The 23,798-nt window shown below is 64.3% G+C and carries 20 protein-coding genes and 4 pseudogenes; 13 read left to right on the forward strand and 11 right to left on the reverse strand.

Annotation, left to right across the window (positions count from 1 at the left end; translation table 11 throughout):
* Nucleotides 1–132: 132 nt before the first annotated feature.
* Together AC1Q67_RS24250 and AC1Q67_RS24255 are read right to left on the reverse strand one after the other, a co-directional pair.
* Nucleotides 133–1,038: a DUF3991 and toprim domain-containing protein gene (locus tag AC1Q67_RS24250; protein ID WP_492237696.1), complete on the reverse strand. Its 906-nt coding sequence runs from the start codon at nucleotides 1,036–1,038 to the stop codon at nucleotides 133–135.
* Between the two features lie 215 nt (nucleotides 1,039–1,253).
* Complete coding sequence (locus AC1Q67_RS24255; protein WP_492237698.1) at nucleotides 1,254–1,430, reverse strand: hypothetical protein; 177 nt, start codon at nucleotides 1,428–1,430, stop codon at nucleotides 1,254–1,256.
* A 429-nt stretch (nucleotides 1,431–1,859) separates the two neighbouring features.
* Between AC1Q67_RS24255 and AC1Q67_RS24260 the strand changes: the two genes are divergently transcribed.
* Both AC1Q67_RS24260 and AC1Q67_RS24265 read left to right on the forward strand, forming a co-directional pair.
* Nucleotides 1,860–2,186 carry a DUF736 domain-containing protein gene (locus AC1Q67_RS24260; protein ID WP_492237699.1) on the forward strand — a complete coding sequence of 109 codons (327 nt, stop codon included), beginning with the start codon at nucleotides 1,860–1,862 and terminating at the stop codon, nucleotides 2,184–2,186.
* Between the two features lie 168 nt (nucleotides 2,187–2,354).
* Nucleotides 2,355–2,945, forward strand: coding sequence for an SOS response-associated peptidase (locus tag AC1Q67_RS24265; RefSeq protein WP_492237701.1), 591 nt, complete (start codon nucleotides 2,355–2,357; stop codon nucleotides 2,943–2,945).
* A 97-nt stretch (nucleotides 2,946–3,042) separates the two neighbouring features.
* Here the strand turns inward: AC1Q67_RS24265 and AC1Q67_RS24270 are convergent, their stop codons facing one another.
* The 3 genes from AC1Q67_RS24270 to AC1Q67_RS24280 form a co-directional block, all read right to left on the reverse strand.
* Nucleotides 3,043–3,453 carry a VanZ family protein gene (locus AC1Q67_RS24270; RefSeq protein WP_492237703.1) on the reverse strand — a complete coding sequence of 137 codons (411 nt, stop codon included), beginning with the start codon at nucleotides 3,451–3,453 and terminating at the stop codon, nucleotides 3,043–3,045.
* Between the two features lie 162 nt (nucleotides 3,454–3,615).
* Nucleotides 3,616–3,990 (reverse strand): DUF5131 family protein, encoded by a 375-nt coding sequence (locus AC1Q67_RS24275; protein ID WP_492237705.1) that lies wholly within the window; start codon nucleotides 3,988–3,990, stop codon nucleotides 3,616–3,618.
* 85 nt (nucleotides 3,991–4,075) lie between these two features.
* Nucleotides 4,076–4,651 (reverse strand): hypothetical protein, encoded by a 576-nt coding sequence (locus AC1Q67_RS24280; protein WP_492237707.1) that lies wholly within the window; start codon nucleotides 4,649–4,651, stop codon nucleotides 4,076–4,078.
* A gap of 304 nt (nucleotides 4,652–4,955) precedes the next feature.
* Between AC1Q67_RS24280 and AC1Q67_RS24285 the strand changes: the two are divergent.
* Both AC1Q67_RS24285 and AC1Q67_RS24290 read left to right on the forward strand, forming a co-directional pair.
* A pseudogene (locus AC1Q67_RS24285) lies at nucleotides 4,956–6,274 on the forward strand (ATP-dependent helicase); the annotation flags it as partial.
* Between the two features lie 171 nt (nucleotides 6,275–6,445).
* Nucleotides 6,446–6,935 (forward strand): annotated as a pseudogene (locus AC1Q67_RS24290) (3'-5' exonuclease); the annotation flags it as partial.
* 137 nt (nucleotides 6,936–7,072) lie between these two features.
* On the opposite strand, the gene AC1Q67_RS24295 reads toward AC1Q67_RS24290, so the two are convergent.
* From AC1Q67_RS24295 to AC1Q67_RS24315, 5 genes are all read right to left on the reverse strand, one after another.
* Entirely contained in the window at nucleotides 7,073–7,660 is a 588-nt protein-coding gene (locus AC1Q67_RS24295; protein WP_492237708.1) for a cupin domain-containing protein, read from the reverse strand.
* A 120-nt stretch (nucleotides 7,661–7,780) separates the two neighbouring features.
* Entirely contained in the window at nucleotides 7,781–8,527 is a 747-nt protein-coding gene (locus AC1Q67_RS24300; protein WP_492237710.1) for a sulfite exporter TauE/SafE family protein, read from the reverse strand.
* 64 nt (nucleotides 8,528–8,591) lie between these two features.
* Nucleotides 8,592–11,861, reverse strand: coding sequence for an error-prone DNA polymerase (locus AC1Q67_RS24305; protein ID WP_492237712.1), 3,270 nt, complete (start codon nucleotides 11,859–11,861; stop codon nucleotides 8,592–8,594).
* Nucleotides 11,858–13,381, reverse strand: a complete 1,524-nt coding sequence (locus AC1Q67_RS24310) for a Y-family DNA polymerase (protein ID WP_492237714.1) — start codon at nucleotides 13,379–13,381, stop codon at nucleotides 11,858–11,860. Before AC1Q67_RS24310 ends, AC1Q67_RS24305 begins: the two co-directional genes overlap by 4 nt.
* Complete coding sequence (locus AC1Q67_RS24315) at nucleotides 13,296–14,057, reverse strand: ImuA family protein (RefSeq protein WP_492237716.1); 762 nt, start codon at nucleotides 14,055–14,057, stop codon at nucleotides 13,296–13,298. The genes AC1Q67_RS24310 and AC1Q67_RS24315 overlap by 86 nt, the downstream gene beginning before the upstream one ends.
* Nucleotides 14,058–14,342: 285 nt before the next feature.
* Here AC1Q67_RS24315 and ku (AC1Q67_RS24320) point away from each other — a divergent pair, with 285 nt between their 5' ends.
* The 3 genes and pseudogenes from ku (AC1Q67_RS24320) to AC1Q67_RS24330 all read left to right on the forward strand — a co-directional run bounded on the left by ku (AC1Q67_RS24320) (nucleotide 14,343) and on the right by AC1Q67_RS24330 (nucleotide 18,158).
* Nucleotides 14,343–15,203 (forward strand): non-homologous end joining protein Ku, encoded by an 861-nt coding sequence (gene ku, locus AC1Q67_RS24320; protein ID WP_492237718.1) that lies wholly within the window; start codon nucleotides 14,343–14,345, stop codon nucleotides 15,201–15,203.
* Nucleotides 15,204–15,205: 2 nt separating this feature from the next.
* Nucleotides 15,206–17,758: a DNA ligase D gene (ligD, locus tag AC1Q67_RS24325; RefSeq protein WP_492237720.1), complete on the forward strand. Its 2,553-nt coding sequence runs from the start codon at nucleotides 15,206–15,208 to the stop codon at nucleotides 17,756–17,758.
* Nucleotides 17,759–18,158, forward strand: a pseudogene (locus AC1Q67_RS24330) (anthrone oxygenase family protein).
* Nucleotides 18,159–18,189: 31 nt separating this feature from the next.
* Here AC1Q67_RS24330 and ku (AC1Q67_RS24335) read toward each other — a convergent pair.
* A complete protein-coding gene (ku, locus tag AC1Q67_RS24335) occupies nucleotides 18,190–18,996 on the reverse strand; it encodes a non-homologous end joining protein Ku (protein ID WP_492237722.1) in 807 nt (268 codons plus the stop codon).
* 143 nt (nucleotides 18,997–19,139) lie between these two features.
* On the opposite strand from ku (AC1Q67_RS24335), the gene AC1Q67_RS24340 reads away from it, so the two are divergent.
* The 6 genes and pseudogenes from AC1Q67_RS24340 (at nucleotide 19,140) to AC1Q67_RS24365 (ending at nucleotide 23,797) form a co-directional block, all read left to right on the forward strand.
* Complete coding sequence (locus AC1Q67_RS24340; protein ID WP_492237724.1) at nucleotides 19,140–20,267, forward strand: sensor histidine kinase; 1,128 nt, start codon at nucleotides 19,140–19,142, stop codon at nucleotides 20,265–20,267.
* 171 nt (nucleotides 20,268–20,438) lie between these two features.
* Nucleotides 20,439–20,615, forward strand: a pseudogene (locus AC1Q67_RS24345) (isochorismatase family protein); the annotation flags it as partial.
* Nucleotides 20,616–20,825: 210 nt separating this feature from the next.
* A complete protein-coding gene (locus AC1Q67_RS24350; protein ID WP_492237726.1) occupies nucleotides 20,826–21,389 on the forward strand; it encodes a diguanylate cyclase in 564 nt (187 codons plus the stop codon).
* Between the two features lie 5 nt (nucleotides 21,390–21,394).
* Nucleotides 21,395–22,672, forward strand: a complete 1,278-nt coding sequence (locus tag AC1Q67_RS24355) for an SDR family oxidoreductase (protein ID WP_492237728.1) — start codon at nucleotides 21,395–21,397, stop codon at nucleotides 22,670–22,672.
* Nucleotides 22,672–23,151, forward strand: a complete 480-nt coding sequence (locus AC1Q67_RS24360) for a DUF2269 family protein (protein WP_492237729.1) — start codon at nucleotides 22,672–22,674, stop codon at nucleotides 23,149–23,151. The genes AC1Q67_RS24355 and AC1Q67_RS24360 overlap by 1 nt, the downstream gene beginning before the upstream one ends.
* Nucleotides 23,152–23,290: 139 nt before the next feature.
* Nucleotides 23,291–23,797, forward strand: coding sequence for a YciE/YciF ferroxidase family protein (locus AC1Q67_RS24365; protein WP_492237731.1), 507 nt, complete (start codon nucleotides 23,291–23,293; stop codon nucleotides 23,795–23,797).
* Nucleotide 23,798 lies beyond the last annotated feature (1 nt).

Raw genomic sequence — 23,798 nt, forward strand, 5'->3', positions numbered from 1 at the left:
GCCTCTCCGGTCCGGCGGGTCAAGGGCCGCGGCACGCGGGCGAAGCCTCCCTTGACGCGCCGGCCGGGCATGCGGCAGCGAGCACTCTTTCCCTCTCCATCCTTCTTGGGATTTCGCTCGCCGCCCGGGCGGTCAGCGACGCGGGCGCAAGGCCGCCTGCAGGTCCTCGTTCCAGTCGTCGCGCGACGGCCGCAGCCGGTCGTAGCCGCAGCCGGCTTCCCCGGCGATGGCGCGGATGCGATCGCCGAACACATCGCCCTGCAGGTTGCTGTCGGTCGCGGCGACGAGCAGCATGTCCGGCCGTGCGGCGAGCGCGCGGATGGCTGTCTCCGTCGCCGGCGACCAGCCGCCGCCGGTGCTGACATAGAGCGAGCCGTGGCGCAGGCCCTCGATCGCGGCGAGGCTGGTGGCGTCGATCGCCGCCTCGGTGATGCAGACGCGCTTCGGAGCGGCGGCGCCGAGCCGGAACAGCACCTTCGACCCGTCCGTCGCGAAGCCGCGCCATTCCGGGCCGCGCTCCTCCCAGCCGGCGACGGCGCCGGACTCGTCGGTATGCGCCGCCCACATGCTGCCGTGCGGTCCCTCGCGCAGCACGTCCTGATCGACCGCCTCCTGGATGAGGTGATCGGGAATGGCCCGCGTCTCGGCGAGATAGCGCCAGGCCGGCGAGCCGGGCCGCGGCTTCAGCCGCCCGGCCCAGCGGCGGGCCAGCGGCGCGGTCGGCTTCTGGCGGACCGGACGCTTCCAGGCCGGCTCGGTCGGCGTGAAGCCGACGAGATCGGCGACCTGCTTCAGCGCATCCGGAAAACCGTCCGCGCCGAGATGCTCGGCGAGCGAGAAGATGTCGCCCTTGGCCTCCGACATGGGGTCGAACCAGCCGCGGCCGTCATGGATGACGATGACGATCTCGCCGTCGCCGCGGCGGTACTTCACCGCCTTGCGGGTGCTCTCCTTCAGATCGACCTTGAATCCGGCCTTCTCCAGAATGGCCGCGCAGGGCACCTTCCCGCGCAGCTCGTCGATGTTCTTCTTCTCCATGACCCTATGCCGAACCCGCCATGCCGGCGATGTCCAGCCCTTTCCTCGGTTGGCTTCGCTTTTCCCGCCATGCGCGGGACCCCGCCGACCGGCCGCGAAGCCTGCCGGGTGCAAGGGCGCGATGACAAGCCGTCGGAATTGCCGGGGCATCGGCGCGGCGCAGCCTCCCTTGCGCCCGTCAAGGCGCAAGCGGCAGCAGGGCGCGGACGCCCGGCTCAATGAGCCGGGCCCCACGGATCGTATTCGTGGACGATGCTGTCCTCGTCGCCGTCATATTCGCTGGCGACCATGACGCCGAAGGCGTCGTCGGACTGGAAGAGGATAACCGGCACCATCAGGGTGCGGGCGAGATCCCAGGCGTGGTTCTGGGCGAGATCGAGATTGTGCGACATGCGAGGCTCCTGTCTTCGGGAGCGGGACCGTCCCGCTCGACAGGCGTCCGAAGTGTCCGTGAGCGGCCGCGATCACCTCGAAGGCGCAGCCGGAGACGGTCGCACGCTTGCGTAGCGAACCCCTCGTGGGTTGATCGTGGAAGGCCGGTCCCGGACCAAGGGAAAGCCCATTTGAGAGCGGGCATGTCCCCTCGCCGGATGACATTTCAGCCACGCACAGACGATCCCCTCGGCTGCCACGGCCTGCCCCACCCGGCCGGCCGCCTCTCCCGGTCGACCAGCTCCGAGACCATCGCCAGCGGGGTGGCGTCATGACCATCCCGGACCCGGCAAATCCGCCGGGGTGCGATCCGCGCGCTCCGACCTCATGCTGGCCGACGCTCGGCGCAAACGACCGGCGATGCTTTCGCCGCAGAGAGGAGAACGCCCATGCCCGCAATCGGCTACGTCAACAAGCTCGACGACGGCTCCTATCGCGGCACGCTGCGGACGCTCTCGATCTCGGCGGCGCTGAAGATCATGCCGAACAAGGAGAAGAAGCCGGACAGCGACCAGCCGGATTTTCGGGTCTATGCCAATGGCGCGGAAATCGGCGGCGCGTGGATTCGCCAGGGCAAGGAAACCGGGGCCGACTATGTGTCGATCTCGATCTCGGCGCCCGAGTTCGGCCCGCGCAAGCTGTTCGCCAATCTCGGCCGCGCTGCTGGATCGGAGAGCGATGACGAGTTCGCGGTGATCTGGAATCCGACCGAATAGCGCATACGTCCCGATCGTCTCACGCTCGTTGCCCTTATAGCCGCGTCAGCGACGAAAGCCCGAAGGGTGAAGACCCGCGCGAGAGGGGCTTCAGCGCAAGCCGCCGGCGCGGTCCTGCAGGGAGACGCCATCTCGTCTGAGCGCCGATAAGCCCCTACATTGGGGCCTATGTGCAACAATTACGAACAGCACGTCCGCTGGCAGGAATACTGCAAGATGATGCAGGACCAGGAGCTGGGCGTCCCGACGCAACAGACCGAGCTCGATCTGCCGGACGCCAACGACATCAAGATCAACGATCGCGGCCCGGTGATGCGCGCCGCGGGCAATCACGTCGAGCTCGCCTCGATGAATTTCAGCTTCCCGCCGTCAGGCCGCGGCGGTCCCGTGTTCAATTTCCGATCGGAGGGCCGGCGCTTCGACAACAGCAACCGCTGCATCATCCCCAGCAGCGCCTTCTTCGAGTTCGTCGGCAAGAAATATCCGAAGGCGAAATATCGCTTCGCCCTGAAGGGCTCGCCGATCACGGCGATCGCCGGGCTCTGGCGCGAAGGCCAGGGCAACCATCCGCCGAGTTTCACCATGCTCACGACGTCGCCCGGCGAGGACATCGCGCCCTATCACAATCGGCAGGTCGTCATCCTGAAGCCGGAGGACTGGTCCGCCTGGCTGCATCTGAGCAAGCCCGAGGCGGAGCTGCTTCAGCCATTGCCGGCGGGATCGCTCGACGTGGCGATGGTGCGTGCTGGATCGGACTAGGCGATGCGGGATGCCGTCTTCGACTTGGCCGAGACTATGAGACCCAACCGCAGGGCGGCAGCTTGCCGATTTCTCAGAGCAGGTTTTGTTGCAACAGTCAGGAGTTCTGCGCCAAGCGCGAACGGCCTGAGCTCCAGAGGAAAACCGACACGGATACGATGATCCAACCGACGGCAATGCCAACGAGGTTGGGGAAGATGTCAACAACACGGGGATTGTGGCCGATTACCGTGGTCTGAACGAGCTCCCAGCTTACGCCGACAAGAAAAGTCAGCACGACAGCAAGCCAAATGCGCGAGTAGCCGGTTGCGAGTACGGCGAGAACGAACAGCATGGCCATAGAGGCTATATGCGGCACCTTGGTCAGGGCATTGGCGATTGCCTCAAGCGTAACCGTGAAGTCCATCTGTGGGGGACGGCGACCATCGGGAGCCCGATTGGCAGCCCAAATGCTGGCCAGAGCGAGGGCCGTAAAAGGCAGGACGCGAAGAACGCTTAGAACTTTCATTGGGAATGCCGCTCCGATAGGAAATATTGACGCCGCCTTTGAGAAACGACAGGCGCGACTGTGATATGGAAATGGTACGAAAATCAGGAGTTGCGCGACGCTTTTAATGCGCGGCGGACCTTCTGCTGACGGTCGCTTGCCTCGGCCTCGGCGCGACCGTCGTCAATTGAGAGATCGCCTGAAATCCGCCAGCGCGACGTTCTTCAGCGGCCAGACCGGCCCGTGCCCCGTCGCCTCATGTTCGCGACCGAGATCGCGCAGCACGAAGGACGCCTCGACCCGCCAGGTCAGCCACTCGCTGCGATCGTTGGTGATGGTGTCGACATAGGCATGGAATTTCTCGGGGAAGTCGGTGACGAGGCGGAACCGATGCTGGGGACACAGCGCCATGACGGCGAAGAGTTTGTCCTGGAATCCCTGATAGACGTCTGGAGCAAAGATGTCGGTCGGCACCAGGACGTCACGACTCGCCCGCCATGCGAATGGCGCGAGAAGCGGGTCGCCCGACCACTCAATCGTTGCTGCGGACTCCGTCATCACGGCTTCTCCCTGCGTGACGATTGCCGCGCAATCTGGCCCGATTCGCTGTTCGTGGACACTATTGGGGAGCAGGCCGAAGCGGTCAGCCTCCGTCTAGTTCCAGAAAACGCACCTTCTGGTCGGCGATGTAGCTTCCGATCTCATAGTCCCGGAACGTCTCGGCGTCGGGAAAGACCAGGACCAGGCCGCGCTTTGCGGCGGTCTCGTAGCTGATGACGTGCAGCACGTCGCCGCGATCATGTGCAGCGGTCTCGTCTATGATGAGCGGGCCGAGCGCGAGATCGGCGCGTGTGACAGGCGCATTCTTCACGGCGCCCACGCGAGAGTGATCGACGATCCTGAGCGGGAATTGCTGAAGCAGCCGAGCTCTCCCGAAGCTCCGACGTCCGACGACGACGAGAATGCCGCCGGCATTCAGAAAGCGGCATAGAAAATAGACGCGCCACATCCATCTGAACTGGCCGAGCTTCGTTCCGGGAGCCGGTATCGAGCGCCACGACCAACGGCCGAACGGCGCGGGTCTGCCTCCCAATTCCGCATGCACCGATTTCGCGACGTGAGCTCCGCTCGCAGTCACATATGAATCGAGCGGCGTCGGTTTGCTCGGCGGGCGCGCGTCCGGTTGTGAGTCAGCCTGTGCCTGCGATGTAGTCATCATGCTCGGCATATCCGGGTAGACGTGGGCATAGCGGAAAATGCGCGCCGCCGAAATGGGGCATCCTCTGATCGACTGCTAATCCGCGAACCGGCTCGCAGAGTAGACCGCCGAATCGCGGATTTCCGAACATCTTCATCGGCCAGCGCGCAGCGCCCTTACCGGGCCGCAGCAGAGTCATCGAGATCGCGAAGAATTCGCAGACCGACCGATGGCGGTGAGGTTGATCGGACGGGCCGCAAATTCGGTCGACTTAAACGGCTGTTCATGATTTGTACTATAGGCTCAAGATTCGGGGCAAGCGGGAATGCTGCAGCAGGTCAGGACGGCACGCCAATCAGACGCAGATAGCACCGGCTATCTCGCCGGGCTGAACGCGGCGCAGCGGCGCGCGGTCGAGCACGGCTGCGACGTACTGGCTGACGCCCCGCCTCTGCTGATCATCGCCGGCGCCGGCTCCGGCAAGACCAACACGCTGGCGCATCGTGTCGCGCACCTTGTCGTCTCCGGCGCTGACCCGCGCCGGATCATGCTGCTGACCTTCTCGCGGCGCGCCGCGGTCGAGATGCAGCGTCGTGTCGATCGGATCATGGCGAAGGCGCTCGGACCGAATGCGGGCGCGATGGCCGATGCGCTGACCTGGTCGGGAACATTCCATGCGATCGGCGCGCGGCTCTTGCGCGAATACGCGGCGGACATTGGCCTCGACGTGGCCTTCACGATCCATGATCGCGAAGACTCGGCCGACCTGATGAATCTCGTGCGGCACGATCTCGGCTTCTCGAAAATGGAGAAGCGCTTCCCGATGAAGGATACCTGCCTGGCGATTTATTCGCGCGCGGTGAACGCAGAAACGCCGCTCGGGGACGTGCTCGGCGGCGTCTTCCCGTGGAGCGCCGAATGGGAAGTCGAATTGCAGCGGCTTTTCGGCGCCTATGTCGAGGCCAAGCAGCAGCAGAACGTGCTCGATTACGACGATCTCCTGCTCTACTGGGCGCAGATGATGATGGCGCCGGCGCTCGCCGACGATCTCGCCGACCGCTTCGACATGTCCTGATCGACGAGTATCAGGACACAAACAGGCTTCAGGCCTCGATCCTGCTCAACTTCAAGCCGACCGGCCGCGGCCTCACCGTCGTCGGCGACGACGCTCAGTCGATCTATTCGTTTCGGGCGGCGACCGTGCGCAACATTCTCGACTTCCCCGGCCACTTCACGCCGAAGGCTGAGCTAATCACGCTCGAGCAGAACTATCGCTCGACGCAGCCGGTCCTCGCCGCGGCCAACGCGGTCATCGACCTCGCCTCGGAACGCTTCACCAAGAACCTCTGGTCCGATCGCGCGTCGTCCGATCTCCCCGCGCTGGTCAACGTCGCTGACGACATGGCGCAGGCTGGCTACATCGTCGAAAGCATCCTTGGCAATCGCGAAGCCGGCCAGCGCCTGAAATCCCAAGCGGTGCTGTTCCGCACATCAAGCCACAGCGCAACGCTCGAAGTCGAGCTGACCCGCCGCAACATCCCGTTCGTCAAGTTCGGCGGCCTCAAATTCCTCGAGGCGGCGCACATCAAGGATGTGCTCGCGGTGCTGCGCTGGGCGCACAATCTGCGCGATCGCGTCGCCGGCTTCCGTGTCGCTCAGCTCCTGCCGGGCATCGGTCCGGGCACGGCTGCGAAGCTACTCGACAGTATCGCCGAGAGCGGGAGCGCGGCGGCTGGATTGCACGGCTTCCGCCCTCCGGTTGCAGCGGCCGCACATTGGCAGGAGTTCGTCGAGACCATGAGCACGCTGCATCTGGGCGCAGCCGGATGGCCGTCCGAGCTCGATCTCGCCTGCCGCTGGTATCTGCCGTTCATGGAGCAACGCTACGAGGACGCGATGCAACGGCAGGCCGATCTGACCCAGCTCGCGCAGATCGCGGCAAGCTATCCGACACGCGAACGCTTCCTGACCGAACTGACGCTCGACCCTCCGGACGCGACCAGCGACCAGGCCGGTCCGCCGCTGCTCGACGAGGACTATCTGATCCTGTCGACCATTCATTCCGCCAAGGGCCAGGAATGGTCGTCGGTGTTCGTCCTCAACGTGGTCGATGGGTGCATTCCGTCCGACCTCGGCGTCGGCTCGACGCCGGAGATCGAGGAAGAGCGCCGGCTTCTCTACGTCGCCATGACGCGGGCCAAGGATCAGCTTCATCTGATGGTCCCGCAGCGGTTCTTCACGCATGGCCAGCGCAGCCTCGGTGATCGCCACGTCTATGCGCAGCGCACGCGCTTCATCCCGAACGCCATCACGAAACACTTCCAGAGCCGATACTGGCCGCGTGCTCAAGCGGCGAGTGCTGCTGCGCGGTCGACGCGGACGCCGATCGACATGAAGGCGCGCATGCGTGGCATGTGGGGAAACACCTAGAAGCGACACCGCCTACCAGAGCGGCGCTTGGCTTCCGTAAAGCGGATGCTGCTTCGGCACGCCGACGCGGCGGATGGCCTTCATCGCCTGATCGCGCTCCTGAAAGCTGCCGCGGCACTCGTTGTAGGTGCCGGTCGGCGGATAGGCGCCAACGACAAGGAACGTCGCGCTCGCCTTGAGGCATTCGTGGCCGACGCCGGCCGGAACGACGATAACGTCGCCCGTGCCAACCTTAACCGTCTTGCCCTTGTTGCCGCCAAGCCGGAGGGTGGCAGAGCCACGAGCGATCCCCAGCGCCTCATGGATCATCGAGTGATAGTGGACGTAGTCGTAAATTCCGTTGCGCCAGGCCTCGCCCCAGCCGTTCACGTTGAACACCTTCTCCAGGACAGCGGCAGGATCGTGTTTGCGCCGGAAGCGCAGGACCTTGGCATAGTGAAGGAGCGGAAATTTCGGATTGTTCGGGATATAGCCATCGTCGGGAAAAATCATTCGCGCGGGACGGGCGTCCCGGACGCAGGCGAGCGCGTCCTCCCGGCTCGGGATGCCGATGCCAGTCGCCTTTTCGGCCATGCGCTTGAGGGGTTCGATGACGTCCATGCTAGACCTGAACGCCCAGCGTTGCTTGGGGTTTCACCTGGTCCGCCCCTTGCGACCTGACATCACCATTGAAGTTGGCTCAACGCGGTCGGCGCCTGGAAGCCGGAGAACGCAATGGAGTCAGACGGCCGCCGCGATCATGCGCGCTGCAGCGGCCAACAGCAAAACTGCCAGCACCAGCCTCAGCGCACCCGGCTTGAGATACTGCGTGCCCAGCCACGATCCGACAAGCCCGCCGAGGCCGACACAGGCCAGCCAGATCGGCAATTGCGTCGGCAGAGATGGCATCGTCGCCCATGCGCCGAGCAGAGCAGCCGCCGAGTTCAGAAGGTTAAAGACTGCCGATATGGCGGCGGCGGTCCTTGTTTCGGTCCAGCGCATCGCAAGCACGACAGGCGCGAGGAAGATTCCGCCGCCGACACCCGTCACGCCGGACACCAATCCGATGGCGCCTCCGACCAGAAGCGACGGGAGGAATGGCGGGACGACAGGCGCTTGCTGGTCGAGCGTCGAGGCGGCTCTCACGGAGCGAAGCATCTGCACCCCGGCGATGAGCAACAACATGCCCACGACAGGCATATAGACGGACGCGGGCAGATGGAGCGCGCCGCCCAACAGCGAGAAGGGAGCGCCAAGCACGGCGAACGGATAGACGGTGCGCCAGGTCAGCATGCCGGCGCGATAGAAGCGAAAGCATCCGATCGCTGACACCAGCACATTCAGCGCGAGAGCGGTCGGCTTGATCGTCGCAGGATCGAAGCCGGTCAAGCCCATCACGGCGACATAGCCGGTGCCGCCGGCCTGTCCCACCGCTGAATAGAAGAGCGCCACGACCGCCAGGGCAATGGCAAACAGAGTATCTGTCATATTGTGGCTGTAGCACCCGTTGCTGCGGGCTTGAAAGCAAACCCCTCGCTTTCCAGATCCTTCGTCACCGGAAATCCCGCGTCTTCACGCGGATCTGGTCGATATGGCCGTATGTATTGCCGAGGTTGCGCGGCTGCGGGCCCTTCGGCAGGCCGCGCCGATCGGGAGTCGGACTGCCGTGATGCAGTTCATCGCCGCGGCCATGCGGGAGAGGGAAGGCGTCGTCGCGCTCGCCGACGCTGGCGAGCTCGCCCGAAAGATCGGACAGGTGGCGCGCCACGAGATGCACCACCTCCCCTTCCCGCTGAATCCGCCCGCGGACCGAGAGCATGCCGGCCGACAGCACGACGCGCCGGTATTGCTCGAAGACCTGCGGCCAGATGACGAGATTGGCGATGCCGCTCTCGTCTTCCAGCGTGACGAACATCACGCCTTTGGCGCTGCCGGGCATCTGTCGCACCAGGACGAGGCCGGCGGCCTCGAGCCAGCGGCCGTCGCGCGACGTCATCGCCTCGGTGCAGGTGACGACGCGCCGGCGCGAGAGGTCCGCGCGCAGGAAGGAGAGCGGATGGGCGCGCAGCGTCAGGCCGACATGGCCGTAATCCTCGACCACCTCGCCGCCGGCTTTCATGGGGCGCAGCGCGACGGCCGGCTCGTCGATCTCCGCAATGGTCCTCGCCTCGCGCGCCGCGGCTGCGGCGAACAGCGGCAGAGGCTCGTCGCGCAGCGCCTTGATCGCCCACATCGCATCGCGCCGCGGAAGGCCGAAAGCCGGACGAAAGGCGTCGGCGTCGGCGAGGTGAACGAGCGCCGCGGCCGGTACGGCGGCGCGGCGCCACAGATCATCGACCGATGAGAACGGCCGATCGCCGCGCGCGGCGATGATCTGCGCTGCGTCGCCATTGGCAAGGCTGCGCACCATGCGCATGCCGAGGCGGACCGCGAAGCGGTCCTCATGCTCGGTCGGCTCCAGGGTGCAATCCCATCGGGATAGATTGACGTCGACGGGGCGCACTTCGACGCCATGATCGCGCGCATCGCGAACAATTTGCGCGGGCGCATAAAACCCCATCGGCTGCGCATTGAGGAGCGCCGCGCAGAAGACATCCGCGTGATGGCATTTCATCCAGGACGAGGCATAGGCCAGCAGCGCGAACGACGCGGCATGGCTTTCAGGAAAACCGTAACTCCCAAAGCCCTCGAGCTGCGAGAACGTCTTCTCGGCGAAATCGCGGGCGTAGCCGTTGTCGATCATGCCGTTGACAAGCTTGTCCTTGAAGGCCGAGACGCCGCCGGTGTGTTTGAAGGTTGCCATGCTCCTGCGGAGCTGGTCGGCTTCGCCGGGCGTGAAGCCGGCCGCCGTGATCGCGATGCGCATCGCCTGTTCCTGAAACAGCGGCACGCCCAAAGTTTTGCCGAGGACGGCCTCGAGCTCCGGCGTCGGATAGACGACGTCCTCCTTGCCCTCGCGCCGGCGCAGATAAGGGTGGACCATGTCGCCCTGGATCGGCCCCGGCCGCACGATTGCGACCTCGATGACGAGATCGTAGAAGGTGCGCGGCTTCAGCCGCGGCAACATGCTCATCTGCGCCCGGCTCTCGATCTGGAACACGCCGAGCGTGTCGGCGCGCCGGATCATGGCGTAAGTACGCGGGTCCTCGGCGGGAATGGTCGCGAGATCGAGCGCGACGCCCTTGTGCTCCGACAGGAGATCGAAGGCGCGCTTCATGCAGGACAGCATGCCGAGCGCCAGACAATCCATCTTCATCATGCGTAGCGCGTCGACGTCGTCCTTGTCCCACTCGACCACTTGTCGTCCCGGCATCGCCGCGGGCTCGATCGGCACGAGGTCGTCGAGCCTGTCGCGCGTCAGGACGAAACCGCCGGGATGCTGGCTGAGATGGCGCGGCGTGCCGATCAGCGCGCGCGCCAGCTCGAGCGCGAGGCGCAGGCGGCGGTCGCCGAGATTCATGTTGAGGTCGGCGGCGTGCTTGTCCTCGATGCCGGTTCGCGACCAGCCCCAGACCTGGCCCGATAGCATCTTGATCGTGTCTTCTGTCAGGCCCAGCGCCTTGCCGACGTCGCGCAGCGCCCCTTTCGATCTGTAGCGGATCACAGTCGAACACAGAGCCGCCCGATCGCGTCCATAGGTTTCATAGACCCACTGAATCACCTCCTCGCGTCGTTCGTGTTCGAAATCCACGTCGATGTCGGGCGGCTCCTTGCGTTCGACGCTGACGAAGCGCTCGAACAGCAGGTCGTTGCGGTCCGGGTCGATGGAGGTGATGCCGAGCACGTAGCACACGGCGGAATTGGCGGCCGAGCCGCGGCCCTGGCAGAGAATGCCTTTCGATCGCGCGAAACGCACGATCGCGTTGACGGTGAGAAAATACGGGGCGTAATCGAGCGTGCGGATCAGCGCGAGCTCGTGCGCGAGGATCTTGCGTACCCTGTCGGGAACGCCCTCGGGATAACGCTCCGCGGCGCTCTCCCATGTGAACTTCTCCAGCGCCTCCTGCGGCGTGAGGTCCGGCATCGTACGCTCTTCCGGATATTGATATTCGAGTTCCGAGAGCGAGAAGGTGCAGCGTTTCGCGATCGCGACCGTGCGGGCGAGCGCTTCCGGGTAGCGCGCAAACAGGCGGTGCATCTCTTCGGGAGGTTTGAGAAAGCGATCGGCATGCCGCTCCCGCCTGAAGCCGAGCGCGTCGATCGTCATGTTGTGACGGATCGCGGTGACGACATCCTGCACGATGCGCCGCTTCGGTTCGTGAAACAGAACGTCATTGGTGACGACGGTCTCGACATGCAGCGACGCTGCGAGATTCGCCAGCTCGTGCAGCCTGAGCTGGTCGTTCGGTCTGCGTCGCAGCGTCAATGCGAGGTAGCCGCGATCGCCGAAGGCTTCCCGCAAGCGGCGCAGCCGCTCGGCGCAGAGTTCATCGGCGTTATCCGGAAGAAGGATGGCGATCAGGCCTTCGCCATAGGCGACGACATCGCGCAATTCGAGGTGGCACTTCGCCTTGCCGGCGCGGCGCTTGCCTTCCGACAGCAGGCGGCAAAGGCGCGCATAGGCGGCGCGGTCGGTCGGATAGACCAGCAGCGAGAAGCCGTCGACGAGGTCGAGGCGGCAGCCGACGATTAGGCGCACGCCTGTCACTTTGGCGGCCTCGTGCGCGCGCACAATGCCGGCCAAGGAATTGCGATCGACGATGCCGAGCGCCTCGATGCCGAACATGGCCGCCTGCGCGAACAGCTCTTCGCAAGAGCTCGCGCCCCGCAGGAACGAGAAGTGCGAGGTCGCCTGCAGCTCGACATAGCGCGGCCCGCTCATCCGAAGATTCCGTGCAGATACCAGCGCTGCGAGCCGGTCTCACCGTGCTCGCCGTCGCCGGCGCGATAGATCCAGAACCGCTCGCCCTGTTCGTCTTCGACGCGGAAGTAGTCGCGCACGGCGTCGAGCTCGGCCTCGCTGCGCCACCATTCCTCGAAGATCCGCTCCGGACCATCGGCGCGCTTCACGCGCCGGCGCACGCCGCGCCAGGTGAATGTCACGGGCGGATGATCGGGCAGAAGCGCCACGGTCTCGATCGGCTCGGGCGAGGCGAGGAGCCGCACCGGCCGCGGCCACGATCCCGACCAGGACGCGCCGGCGTCGGGCGAAGCGGGCGAAGCGCGGGCGACCGATCGTTCCGGCACGTCGCTCTGGACCGGGAGGATGCGATAGAGCCGCTCGCTCCCGATGCGATTGGACAGCGTGTCGATCAGATCGCTGATGTCGGCGTCCGGCGGCGCGGCGAGATCGGAGATGGTCTGCTTCGCGTCCAGGGGCTCGGCGTTCGTCGCGGCGAGCCGCATAAGCTCGATGCCGAAGCCGGGATCAATGGTCTCGATCTTGTCGGTGAGGAGCCGCGTCAGCCGCCTGGCGTCGCGCACCGGCAAGGCGGTGCCGACGCGGACCCCCACCATCCGCGCGTCGACGCGGTGATAGAGAAGGTCGAGGCGCCGGGCGCCCTGCCCGCGCGCCTCGAGCAGGATGCAAAGTTCGCTCACCAGCTTGGCGATGTATCGGGCGATCGTCTCGGCCGCCGAGATCGGCTCGGGGAATTGCCGCCGCACCTCGGCGATCTCGGCCGGCCGGATCGGGTCGATCGGCTCGCTGAGACGACGCATCCCTTGGTCGAGGCGGCGGCCGATGTCGGAGCCGAAGCGCAGCGCGAGCGGCGCGCGCGGGGTGCGCTCGAGGTCGCCGATCTGGTCGAGGCCGAGCCGGCGCAGGCTGTCGACGGTCGAAGTCGGCAGCCGCAATGCCGCGATCGGCAGCGACATGATCGCCGCGGCACTCTCGCCAGCGGGAACGACCATCGTCGGCCGCGCGGCGAAGCGCGCGAGCGCATGCGCGGCGCCCCAGGTGTCGGCCATCGCCGCGCGCGCCGACAGGCCGGCGGCTTTCAGGCGCGCCACCATATCGGCGAGCATGGCGGCCTCGCCGCCGTGAAGATGGGTGGCGCCGGTCGCCTCGATGACGAGGCCGTCGGGCGGGTCTGCCGCGACGATCGGCGAATAGCGGCGCAGCGCCCAGAGCGCGAGCCGGTCGAGCGCCGCGAGGTCTGCGTCCGGCTCGGCGTCGCGCATGACGAGATCCCGCACCAGCGCCTGCGCCTTGCTGGCGGCCATGCCGACGCGCAGGCCGGCGCGCTGCGCGGCCGCATCGGCGGCTACGATCTCGCGACGTCGACCCTCTCGGCCGACAAGAACGAGCGGCGTCTCAGGCGGAGGCGCGGCGTCGCCCAACATCCTTCTGAGCCGGTCCGTGGACCAGATCGGAAGGAAGAGCGAGACGACCCTGGTCATCACACGCCTCCACAACAAAGTCGGCGCATTCTCCGGCGCGCGATCGGATGAGCTCGAGCAGCCAGCGCGGCCGCCCGACGCCGGGGACCGGCAGCGGCGCCGACGGCACGGCCGACACGCGCCATCGCGTCGTCGCCGCCGTCGGCATGCCGAAATCCGCCGCCTCGGTCTGCCGCCGCCAGCGCCGGACCGCGATGCCGAGCGTGCCGGAGGCCTCGGCCGCGAGCTGGAGCCGGCGCGAGGCGGTCATGGAAAGCCGCGACACCTCGGCGACGACGGCGCCCAATCCGGGATGCCGCAACCCTTCCTCGAAACAGGCGAGCAGGGCTTTTTCGTCGCCGCACTCGACATAGACGACGCGACCAGACGCGAGGCCGGCCTGGGCCAGCGCCGGCGCGAACAGATCGGGCCGCGTCACGCACCACAGCACCTTGCCGCCGCTGCGCGCCGCGACGCCGGCGGCGAACAGCGCGGCGGCCGCGCCGTCCACGGCGCCGTTGCCGCCGCCGGCGACCTCATGCAGCGCCCCGCGCAGCAACCCTCCTTCCGGAAGAATCCGGTCGATCGCCGCCACGCCAAAGGGCAGGACCGCGCGCTGCTGCGCGGTCCTGCCCTCGAGCCGGGCGATGCGTGCCCGGAGCTCGGACACGACTGATCGGGGGGCGGACGTACTCATGTCCTTGCAACGCTCTCCGCATTTGATATGTTCTATGTTTGTTCTTCTCTGGCTTCAGAGTCAATCCGAGTCGTGAGCGCCTCAAGCGGGAACTAGGAAGGCCTCGGGAACCGGAGCGCCGAGCGTGGCTTCGCCGCGCCGTTGCCGGTCAGAGGCCCTTGCGACGGAACGAATCCCTTGTTTTCCGCGTTGCTGCTTCTGCCGATTTATCCGCCGAAATTCTCTTCGTCGCGTTCGCATGGGCCGCGATTTGTGCCGGGCGGCTGTAATGAGTGAGGGCATCGCGTGGCGCCAAGGGCGAACTGGAAGGGGTTTTTGAAGGTCGCGGAAGTCGCCTGCCCGGTCGCTCTCTATACGGCCGCCTCAACCTCCGAACGGATTGCTTTCCACACGATCAACCGCGCGACCGGCCATCGCGTGCGCCGCCAGTTCGTGGATAGCGATACCAGCAAGCCGGTCGAGAAGGATGAACAGGTCAAGGGCTACGAGGTTAGCAAGGGCGAGTATGTCGTGCTCGATCCTGAGGAAGTGGCCTCGGCCGTGCCCGATAGCGACAAGACGCTCTCAGTATCCGCCTTCATCGGCTGTGGCGATATCGACGATGTCTATTTCGACAAGCCTTACTATCTCGCGCCGGCCGACAAGATGGCGGAGGAAGCCTTCGCGCTTATTCGCGAGGGCATGCGCAAGAAGAAGGTCGCCGCCATCGCGCAAACCGTGTTGTTCCGGCGCGTCCGCACACTCCTGATCCGAGCGCACGGCGACGGGCTGATCGCGACCACGCTCAATTTCGACTACGAAGTCCGCTCGGCCAAGGAGGCCTTCAGCGACATTCCTGCGATGAAGATCAAAGGGGAGATGCTCGAGCTCGCGGAACACATCATCAAGACCAAGAAGGGCAAGTTCGACGCCTCGAAATTCGACGACCGCTATGAGAGCGCCCTTGCCGATCTCGTGAAGGCAAAACTCGAGGGCAAGAAGATCGAAGTCCGCAAGGAGCCGAAGAGCGAGAAGGTCGTCGATCTGATGGCGGCGCTCCGCGAAAGCGCTGGCCTCGGCAAGAAGAAGGCCGCGGCGAAATCGACCGCCAAGAGAAAGGCGACATCGACGTCGCGCGCCGCCGCGCCGCGCCGGAAGGCGAGCTGACGATGGCGCTCGAGACCTACCGGAAGAAGCGCAATTTCTCGACGACGCCGGAGCCGAAGGGTGGACGAGCCCGCAAGAGCGGCAGCAGCTTCGTCATTCAGAAGCACGACGCCACACGGCTTCACTATGATTTCCGCTTGGAGATGGATGGCGTCCTGAAGAGCTGGGCCGTCACCAAGGGGCCGAGTCTGATTCCCGGCGAGAAGCGTCTGGCGGTCCATGGCGAGGATCACCCGCTGGAATACGGGGACTTCGAAGGGACCATCCCCAAAGGTGAATATGGCGGCGGTACCGTGATCGTGTGGGACCGCGGAACCTGGTCGCCGATCGGCGATGCCCGCAAAGGGTACGCGAAGGGACATCTCGATTTCGAGCTGCAGGGCGAGAAGCTCGGCGGTCGCTGGCATCTCGTGCGTATGCACGGCAAGCCCGGTGAGAAGCGCGAGAACTGGCTGCTGATCAAGGGCGACGACGCCTTCGCGCGTCCAGACGGGCAAGACGATATTCTGGACGAACGGCCGGAATCCGTGAAGACAGGCCGGCAGGTCTCGGATGTGGCCGGCGAGGCGCCCGGCTGGTCGTCGAAGACGGGGCGGATCAGAAAAGCCACGAAGCCCCCGCCCAGCGCCAAGGTGGACCTGCCATCCCAGCCCGAACGGGCTGTCAGTCCCGATCCGTCGAAACTCAAGGGCGCCAAGAAGACCTCCATGCCGGGTTTCGTCGAGCCGATGCTGGCGACGCTCGCCGCCGCCCCGCCATCTGGCGATCGCTGGCTTCACGAGATCAAATTCGACGGCTATCGACTCCAGGCGCGGATCGAGGCTGGCCGCGTGAAACTGCTGACGCGCAGCGGGCTCGATTGGACGAAGAAGTTCGGCAAGGCGGTCGTCGCAGCTCTGCAGGACCTGCCGGTCGGCACCGCGATCGTCGATGGCGAACTCGTCGTCGAAACCGATGCCGGCGCCTCCGATTTTTCCGCGTTACAGGCCGACCTCAGCGAAGGTCGCAGCGATCGCTTCGCATTCTATGTCTTCGATCTGCTCTATCTCGACGGCTATGACTTACGCGCGCTGCCGCTGATCGAGCGGAAGGTTTTGCTCGAGCAGGTGGTCTCCACCTCGGACGGCATCGTCCGTTACAGTGGTCATTTCGACGAGAATGGCGCGTTGGTGCTGCGTCATGCCTGTCGCCTTAGCCTCGAAGGCGTCATCTCGAAACTGCGCGATGCGCCTTATCGAACCGGACGCGCCAAGAGCTGGATCAAATCGAAATGCTCGGCCCGCCAGGAATTCGTCATTGCCGGCTTCGTGCCGTCAACGGTTTCGCGCAAGGCGATCGGCTCGCTCGTGCTCGGAGTATATGACGGCGGCGTGCTTCACCATGTCGGACGGGTGGGCACCGGATTTACCGGCGCGGTCGCGGAAGACCTGTTTCGGAAGCTCGACCGGCTTCGTGTCACGTCCAGCCCGTTCGGCGAGCGGTTGACATCGGAGGAGGCGCGCCAGGTCAAATATGTCCGGCCCGAGATGGTGGCTGAGGTCGAGTTCAGGGCCTGGACGGCGGACGGCCATCTGCGCCACGCCTCGTTCCGAGGTCTGCGCGAGGACAAGGCCGCGCAAGAGATCATTCGGGAGATACCAAAGTCTGGTGCGAAGGCGCCGCCGCCGCAACGGCGCACCGTCAAGCTCACGCATCCGGACCGGCTTTACTGGCCGGACGAAGGCGTCACCAAGGAAGGGCTGGCCGACTACTATACAGAAATCTGGCGCCACATCGCGCCGTTCGTCGTCGGTCGCCCACTTGCCCTTCTCCGCTGCCCGAGCGGCATCACTGGCGAGAAGTTTTTCCAGAAGCACGCCTGGAAGGGGCTCAATCCGAACATCGTGTTGGTGAAGGACCCAAGAGAGCCTGCGGAAGAACCGTTGATCAGCGTCAACGATCTCGATGGCCTGCTCGGGCTTGTTCAGTCGGCGGTGTTGGAAATTCACCCGTGGGGCTCGACGGTCGCCAACTGGGAGCGTCCCGACATGATCGTCATGGATCTCGATCCCGGCGAGGACGTCACCTGGCAGGCGGTGATCGACGCCGCGCAGGAGGTTAAGCAACGGCTCGCAGATGCGGGACTGGCGGCCTTCGTGAAGACATCGGGCGGCAAGGGTCTGCACGTCGTCGCGCCTTTGAAGCCGAAAGCCGATTGGCCCGCGGTCAAGGCCTTCACCAAGGGTCTGGCCGATGCGATGGCCGCAGACGATCCCGACCGCTTTGTATCGACGATCACCAAGGCGAAGCGCCGGGGCAAGATCCTCGTCGACTATCTGCGCAATCAGCGAGGCGCGACAGCGGTCGCCGCGTATTCGACCCGGGCGCGGCCAGGTGCGGCCGTCTCTGCGCCTCTGAGCTGGGACGAACTCGGCCCGGGCATCGGGCCGGCCTATTTCACAGTTGAAAACATGCCGACACGCCTCGCCGCGCTTACGGGTGATCCGTGGGACGGCTTCCGCGCCGCCGCCGTGCCGTTGGCAACCGGGACCGCGCGGCGCAGGCGGGCTGCATAGATGGTCGGCCTTCTCGCTCTCACGCTCGCCGCTATTTTCTTTGGCGCAGCGATCTATATCAGCCTTGCCGAGCCCAGCCCCCGCGCTCGCCCAATGGGGTCCAGCCTATGAACGGGATATGCGATGCAGGCCAGCCTTGCCGCGGCCGCGGGCGCTCTCGGCCTGGTCGCGTGGTGGCAAAGTGGCCACCTCCTCTGGGGTGCTTGGCGCGCCGCTCATCCTCGCCAACTGGCCCTATACCTTGCTCCTTATCATGCCGGTGAATAGGGAACTGGTATCCAAGGCCGCGTCCGAGGAGACGCAGGCTTTGCTCCGGCGATGGGGAACGCTGCACGCTGGCCGCGGCGCGCTCGGAGGCCTCGCGACGGTTGCCTATCTCGTGGCCAGTTCGGCAGAATGACCGCGTCTGCTTTCTTGAGATCGCGCTGAGCCTACCGACTCTTGGCCTTGCTCTCGGATGAGATGCTCTTCTTCAGCGCGTCCATGATGTTAATGACATTGCTGGGCGGAGCTTCGGACTCCGCCTTTGCTTTGGCGGGCCGCTTTCGGCCTTTCTTCTTAGCGGCAATGATATCAAGTAGCTTCGCCTGGACCGGGTCTCCGACCATATCGGGATTCCACGGCGCACTTCGCTCCTCGATCAAACGCGTCACCAACTTCATCAAGCCGGCATCGAGCTTCCCGTCACCGATCTTCCCAAAATACTCATTGGGGTCTCGCACCTCATCACCGTAGCGTAAGGTCCAGAGCACGATCCCCTTGTCGCGCGGCTCGAGCATCACGGCGCGCTCGCGGCGATAGAGGACAAGTCGCGAGACGCCGACCATCCCGGTCGATTCCATCGCATCGCGAATGACAGAAAACGCCTCTTCGCCGACGGCATCGTTCGGGACGAGGTAGTGAGGCTTATCGTACCAGATCCACTCGATGCTGTCGGCGGGCACGAACATGTCGATGTCGATCGTGCGCGTGCTCTCGAGCGCGACAGCCTCAAGCTCGTCATCCTCCAAGAGCACGAAATCGTTTTCGCCGCGCGGATAGCCCTTCACCTCGTCGTCTTCGTCGACCGGCTTGCCGGTCACGGCATCAACGTACTGACTGACGACGCGATTTCCGGTCTTCTCGTTCAGCGTGTGAAAGCGGACCTTCTCGTTCTCGCTGGTAGCCGGCATCATCGCCACTGGACACGTCACGAGTGACAGCTTGAGATAACCTTTCCAGAACGAGCGCGGCGCCACGGCAAGATTTCCTGGGATCTGGGATTAGTGTCGGAAACGCCTTCCCACCCCGATCGTTCCCTGATCTTCGCGGCAAATGCTTGGTGATTCATCGGTTTCGTGCGAAAAAGCTTCGCCCCCATGGGCATGCAACGGCAGGGGCGATGGCAAACGAACGATCCGTTCACTTTCTGGACGGCGGCGGCGAGATGGCGGAAGCCATTAGGACGATCGATTGGTCATGCCACGAATTGGGCGCGCCTGATACGTGGCCGCCGACGCTTAAGACCTGCGTAAGCATGGCGCTCAATTCGCGATTCCCGAAATGTGTCGTCTGGGGCCCCAATCTGATCTCGATTCCCAATGACGCATTTCAGCCGATCCTCGGGGATAAGCCGCTAGCGCTTGGCCGTTCCTTTCGCGACATCTGGAGTGAGGCTTGGGCTGAAATTGGACCGATCGCCGAACGCGCCTTTGCTGGCGAAGCGATCTTCATTCGGGATTTTCCGCTTGAGATCGAGCGGTACGGATATCCTGAGGAGGCGTTTTTTACCTTCTGCTACAGTCCAATTCGAGACGATCAGGGCATTGTACGCGGAATCATCGATACCGTCATCGAGACGACAAGCACCGTCGAAGCGCAGCGTCAGGCGCGCCTTCTCAACCGGGAGCTCGAACATCGGATAAAGAATACGCTCGCTGTCGTTTCGGCGATTGTCAATCAGACCCTGCGTTCGAGCATGTCGGATGAAGCAGCGCGCGAAGCGCTTATGCTCCGCATTGGAGCGTTGTCACAAGCTCAATCCATTCTTACCCGTTCCACCTTCGCCGAAGCATCAGTGAAGGATGTCGTCGAGGAAGCTCTGACGCCTTTCCGTACCGGAAACGGACGATTTCAGATCGAAGGCCCGCGGGTGATGCTTTCGGCGCGCCAAGCGCTGACCCTGGCGTTGTCGATCAACGAGCTCGCGACGAATGCCTTGAAATACGGCGCCCTCTCCACCGACGCGGGAGCGGTGCGGCTCGGGTGGGCGGCCGGCCGCCGTGGAACGGACGATCGTTTTCAGCTTTGTTGGCTTGAAACGGGCGGGCCGAGCGTTGGTGGTTCGCCGCGAAAAGGATTTGGATCGCGCATCATCGAGAATGTCCTGGCCCAAGACTTCGCGGGTGACGTCGCATTGATATATGCCCCGGACGGTGTCCAGTGTGTCCTCACGACACAAATGCGTCACCTGGGCGACGACCGCGAGGTCTCGGGTTCAGTGGTGCCGCGGCACGACAAACCCCAATAGCGAAGCGATCCGTGTTTTGCGAATGGTGCCTCTTACGCCCAGCGGAGTTAGAGGACACTGGCGACGCGAGCGCGGCTCGATACGAGCTTGCTAGAGCCAATGCCGAGCTTGAAGGCCCTCGCTCCGCCCGCCATAGTCGTTGACAAGACACGGTAGCCGGCGTTCGCAGACTCTTCTTTGCTGGGACATTTGACCGAGCGCAGCGTGGACGCGCTGATCGTCCCCGGCTCGGAACCCGATGTCTGCGTACTGTCCACCGTGCTCGACGCAGTCGATCTCGGATATCGCTTAATTCTGGTCCGACATGACATCTCATTCTCTGGTAGGTTCGACGAGGCACCGGACTGATCTGGTTCTGGTGGGACACGCCCCGGACCCGAACAGCCCAGCAGGCGGCAAAATTCGCACCTTTGGCTTTGTCGCGCCGTTACACCACTAAGATGCTATTTCGACGTTGGCGCTCGGGAACTCTCAGCCAACTGGATCGCTTTTACTTAAGCGGAATTTTGTTCGAACTCCGAGCAAACTGCCCGTCATAACCCTTTGACCGAGGTGGCCGTGGAGACAGACGTCACTCTGCGCGGCATGCTGATGTATTTCGTGCTTCCCCTTTGGCTGGCCGCGGGCTTCGCCGACTATTTGTGCCACCGAGCTGCCCGCATTGAACAGACAAGCGGCTGGAAGGAATCGGCATTGCATATCTTACAGTTCACCGAAATGGCGGTGCCAGTCTTGGCCGCGTTGTTCTTTGAAATCACCTCCGGCGTCATTCTTCTGATGATCATCTGCTTGATTTTGCATGAGGCGACCGCGATTTGGGACGTTCATTATGCTGCTGCGACACGGGAAGTGACGCCGACCGAACAGCATGTTCACAGCTTTCTTGAAATGCTGCCCTTGATGGGACTTCTGCTCGTCATCGCACTCTATTGGACCGCCTTCGCCGCCCTGTTTGGAGCCGGGACGCCCGACTTCTCCTTCCGGTGGAAGGAGGCCCCGCTGCCGGTTGTCTACATCGCGACCATGTTGGCGCTGACCGCCTTACTTGAGGTGCTGCCCTATCTCGAAGAGCTCCTGCGCACACTGCGATATCGCCGTGCAGCAACAAGGACCAGGGAGTAGCGGCCATGCGCATCCTCGTCCTCGGTGGCACCGGTTTCATCGGTTCAGCGCTCGTGGCACGTCTCAGCTCCGACGGTCATGAATGCGTGACGGTTTCGCGTGGAAGGAATGCTGGCGCAAAACACATCCGCCTGGACATCGCCAAAGCTGTGCGGCCAGTGGACTGGTTTTCGGCCTTGGGAGGAATCGATGCAGTGATCAACGCTGCAGGCGCGTTGCAGGATAGCGCCGGCCAATCCCCCGAGGGCGTGCATGTCGTTGGCATCGATGCGTTGTATGCCGCCTGCGAGGCACAAGGGGTGCGGCGAGTGATTCATGTCTCGGCCGTCGGTGTCGACTGCGCCACCCCAAGTGCCTTCTCCCGCACCAAGCGGGACGGCGAATCTGCGCTCATGGCGCGCGACCTCGACTGGATCGTGCTGCGGCCATCCGTGGTGATCGGCCGCGCCGCCTATGGTGGCAGCGCGCTGCTTCGCGGACTGGCGGCGCTTCCCTTCCTGCCGAAGCTGCCCGACACAGCCCCTATCCAGCCTGTGCATCTCGACGACGTGGTCGAGACGGTCGTGTTTTTCCTGCAGCCCAACGCGCCCACGCGTCAGGCGCTGGATCTCGCCGGCCCGAGGCAAATGAGCTTCGACGCCGCGGTCGGAATGTTCCGGCGCTGGTTACGATGGCGGCCGGCCTGGTCCTTTTCGGTCCCGGCCCCGGTCGCCGGCGCACTCTTTCGCCTCGGCGACGTGGCATGGGCCTTCGGATGGCGACCTCCGGTCAACAGCACCGCGCAGGCTGAGATGCGACGCGGAGCCACAGGGGATCCGGCATCCTGGCAGCAGGTGATGGGGTTGGTCCCGCGCGATGTGGAGGAGACGCTGAGGCGCGAACCGGCCTCCGTCCAGGAGCGTTGGTTCGCGCAACTCTACGCCATCAAGCCGCTTCTGTTTGGTGTATTCGGGTTGTTCTGGATCGCGACGGGGGTGATCTCGCTCGGCCCGGGATATGAATACGGTATGTCGTTGCTGCGCGAGGGAGGGCTTCCGGAGCGGTTCGGCACAGTTACGCTCGTGGCCGGCGCTCTCGCGGATATCGCCATCGGCTGCTGCATTCTCTACCGGCCTCTCAGCCGCGTCGGCCTATGGGCGGCACTGATCATCTCGCTGGTCTATGTCGTCGTTGGGACTTTGCTGGTGCCACGTCTTTGGAGCGATCCGCTCGGGCCGATGCTGAAAATCTGGCCGGTCCTGATGCTGAACCTTGTCGCCATGGCGATCCGGGAGGACCGCTGATGGTCTACTTTTTGGTCAAGTATCTTCACATCATCGGTGCGGCGGTTTTGCTAGGAACCGGTGCCGGCATCGCCTTCTTCATGCTGGTGGCGCATCTACGGGGCGACCCGCGCGAGATCGCAGGCGTCGCCCGTACCGTGGTGCTTGCGGATTTTCTGTTCACTGCGAGCGCCGTAGTCCTTCAACCCGTCACGGGCATTTGGCTCGCGTGGTCGAGCGGCTACTCGCTGTGGGACGGCTGGATCGCGCTCTCGATCGCCCTTTACATCGTGACGGGCGCTTTCTGGCTGCCCGTCGTTTGGATGCAGATGCGTATGCGTACGCTCGCCATGGAGGCGATCGGGAAAGCCACTGCGTTGCCGGCGGAGTATCACAAGCTGTTCTGGCGATGGTTCGCCTTTGGCTTCCCGGCCTTTGCTGCCGTCCTTGGCATTTTTTGGCTGATGATTGCGCGGCCGGCCATCCCCTACTGGGACTGAGGCACGACGCCAGGCGCGCTTTTGGCTTTCACGAGGCGCGCCTAGGGCCGGTTGCGGAGATTCCCGACGCCTTCGTGGAACGCGCGCGCCGCTCCGGCATTGTTTGAAATAGGTATAGATCGCACCTGCAGAGAACCCGATGGGCCTTTTTAGCAAAGACATTCATTCGATGGACGATCTGTTCCTGCATGTGCTCCAGGACATCTATTATGCCGAAAAGCAGATTGTGAAAGCTCTGCCCGACATGATTGGGAAGGCGACCAACCGGGAGTTGACGGCTGCATTCAAAAGTCATCTTGCGGAAACGGAGGCACAAGTGTCCCGGCTTGAGCAGGCTTTCGAATTGCTCGGTGAAACGCCCAAAGGGACAAGCTGCCCTGCGATCGATGGCATCATCAACGAGGCCAACGAGGTTGCCGGAGAGGTCGACGATAAAGCCGTCCTCGATGCCGCGCTGCTCGCCGCTGCGCAAGCTGTGGAACACTACGAAATCACGCGCTACGGCACGCTGATCGCGTGGGCCGAAGAATTGGATAAGAAAGCGGTCGCTCGACTCCTTGCCACGACACTCAACGAAGAAAAGGCGGCGGACGAAAAGTTGACCGGAATCGCGCGAAAGAAAGTGAACGCAAAGGCCGCGAGTTGAC

The organism is Afipia sp. GW823-FHT06G09 (genome assembly GCF_058794875.1).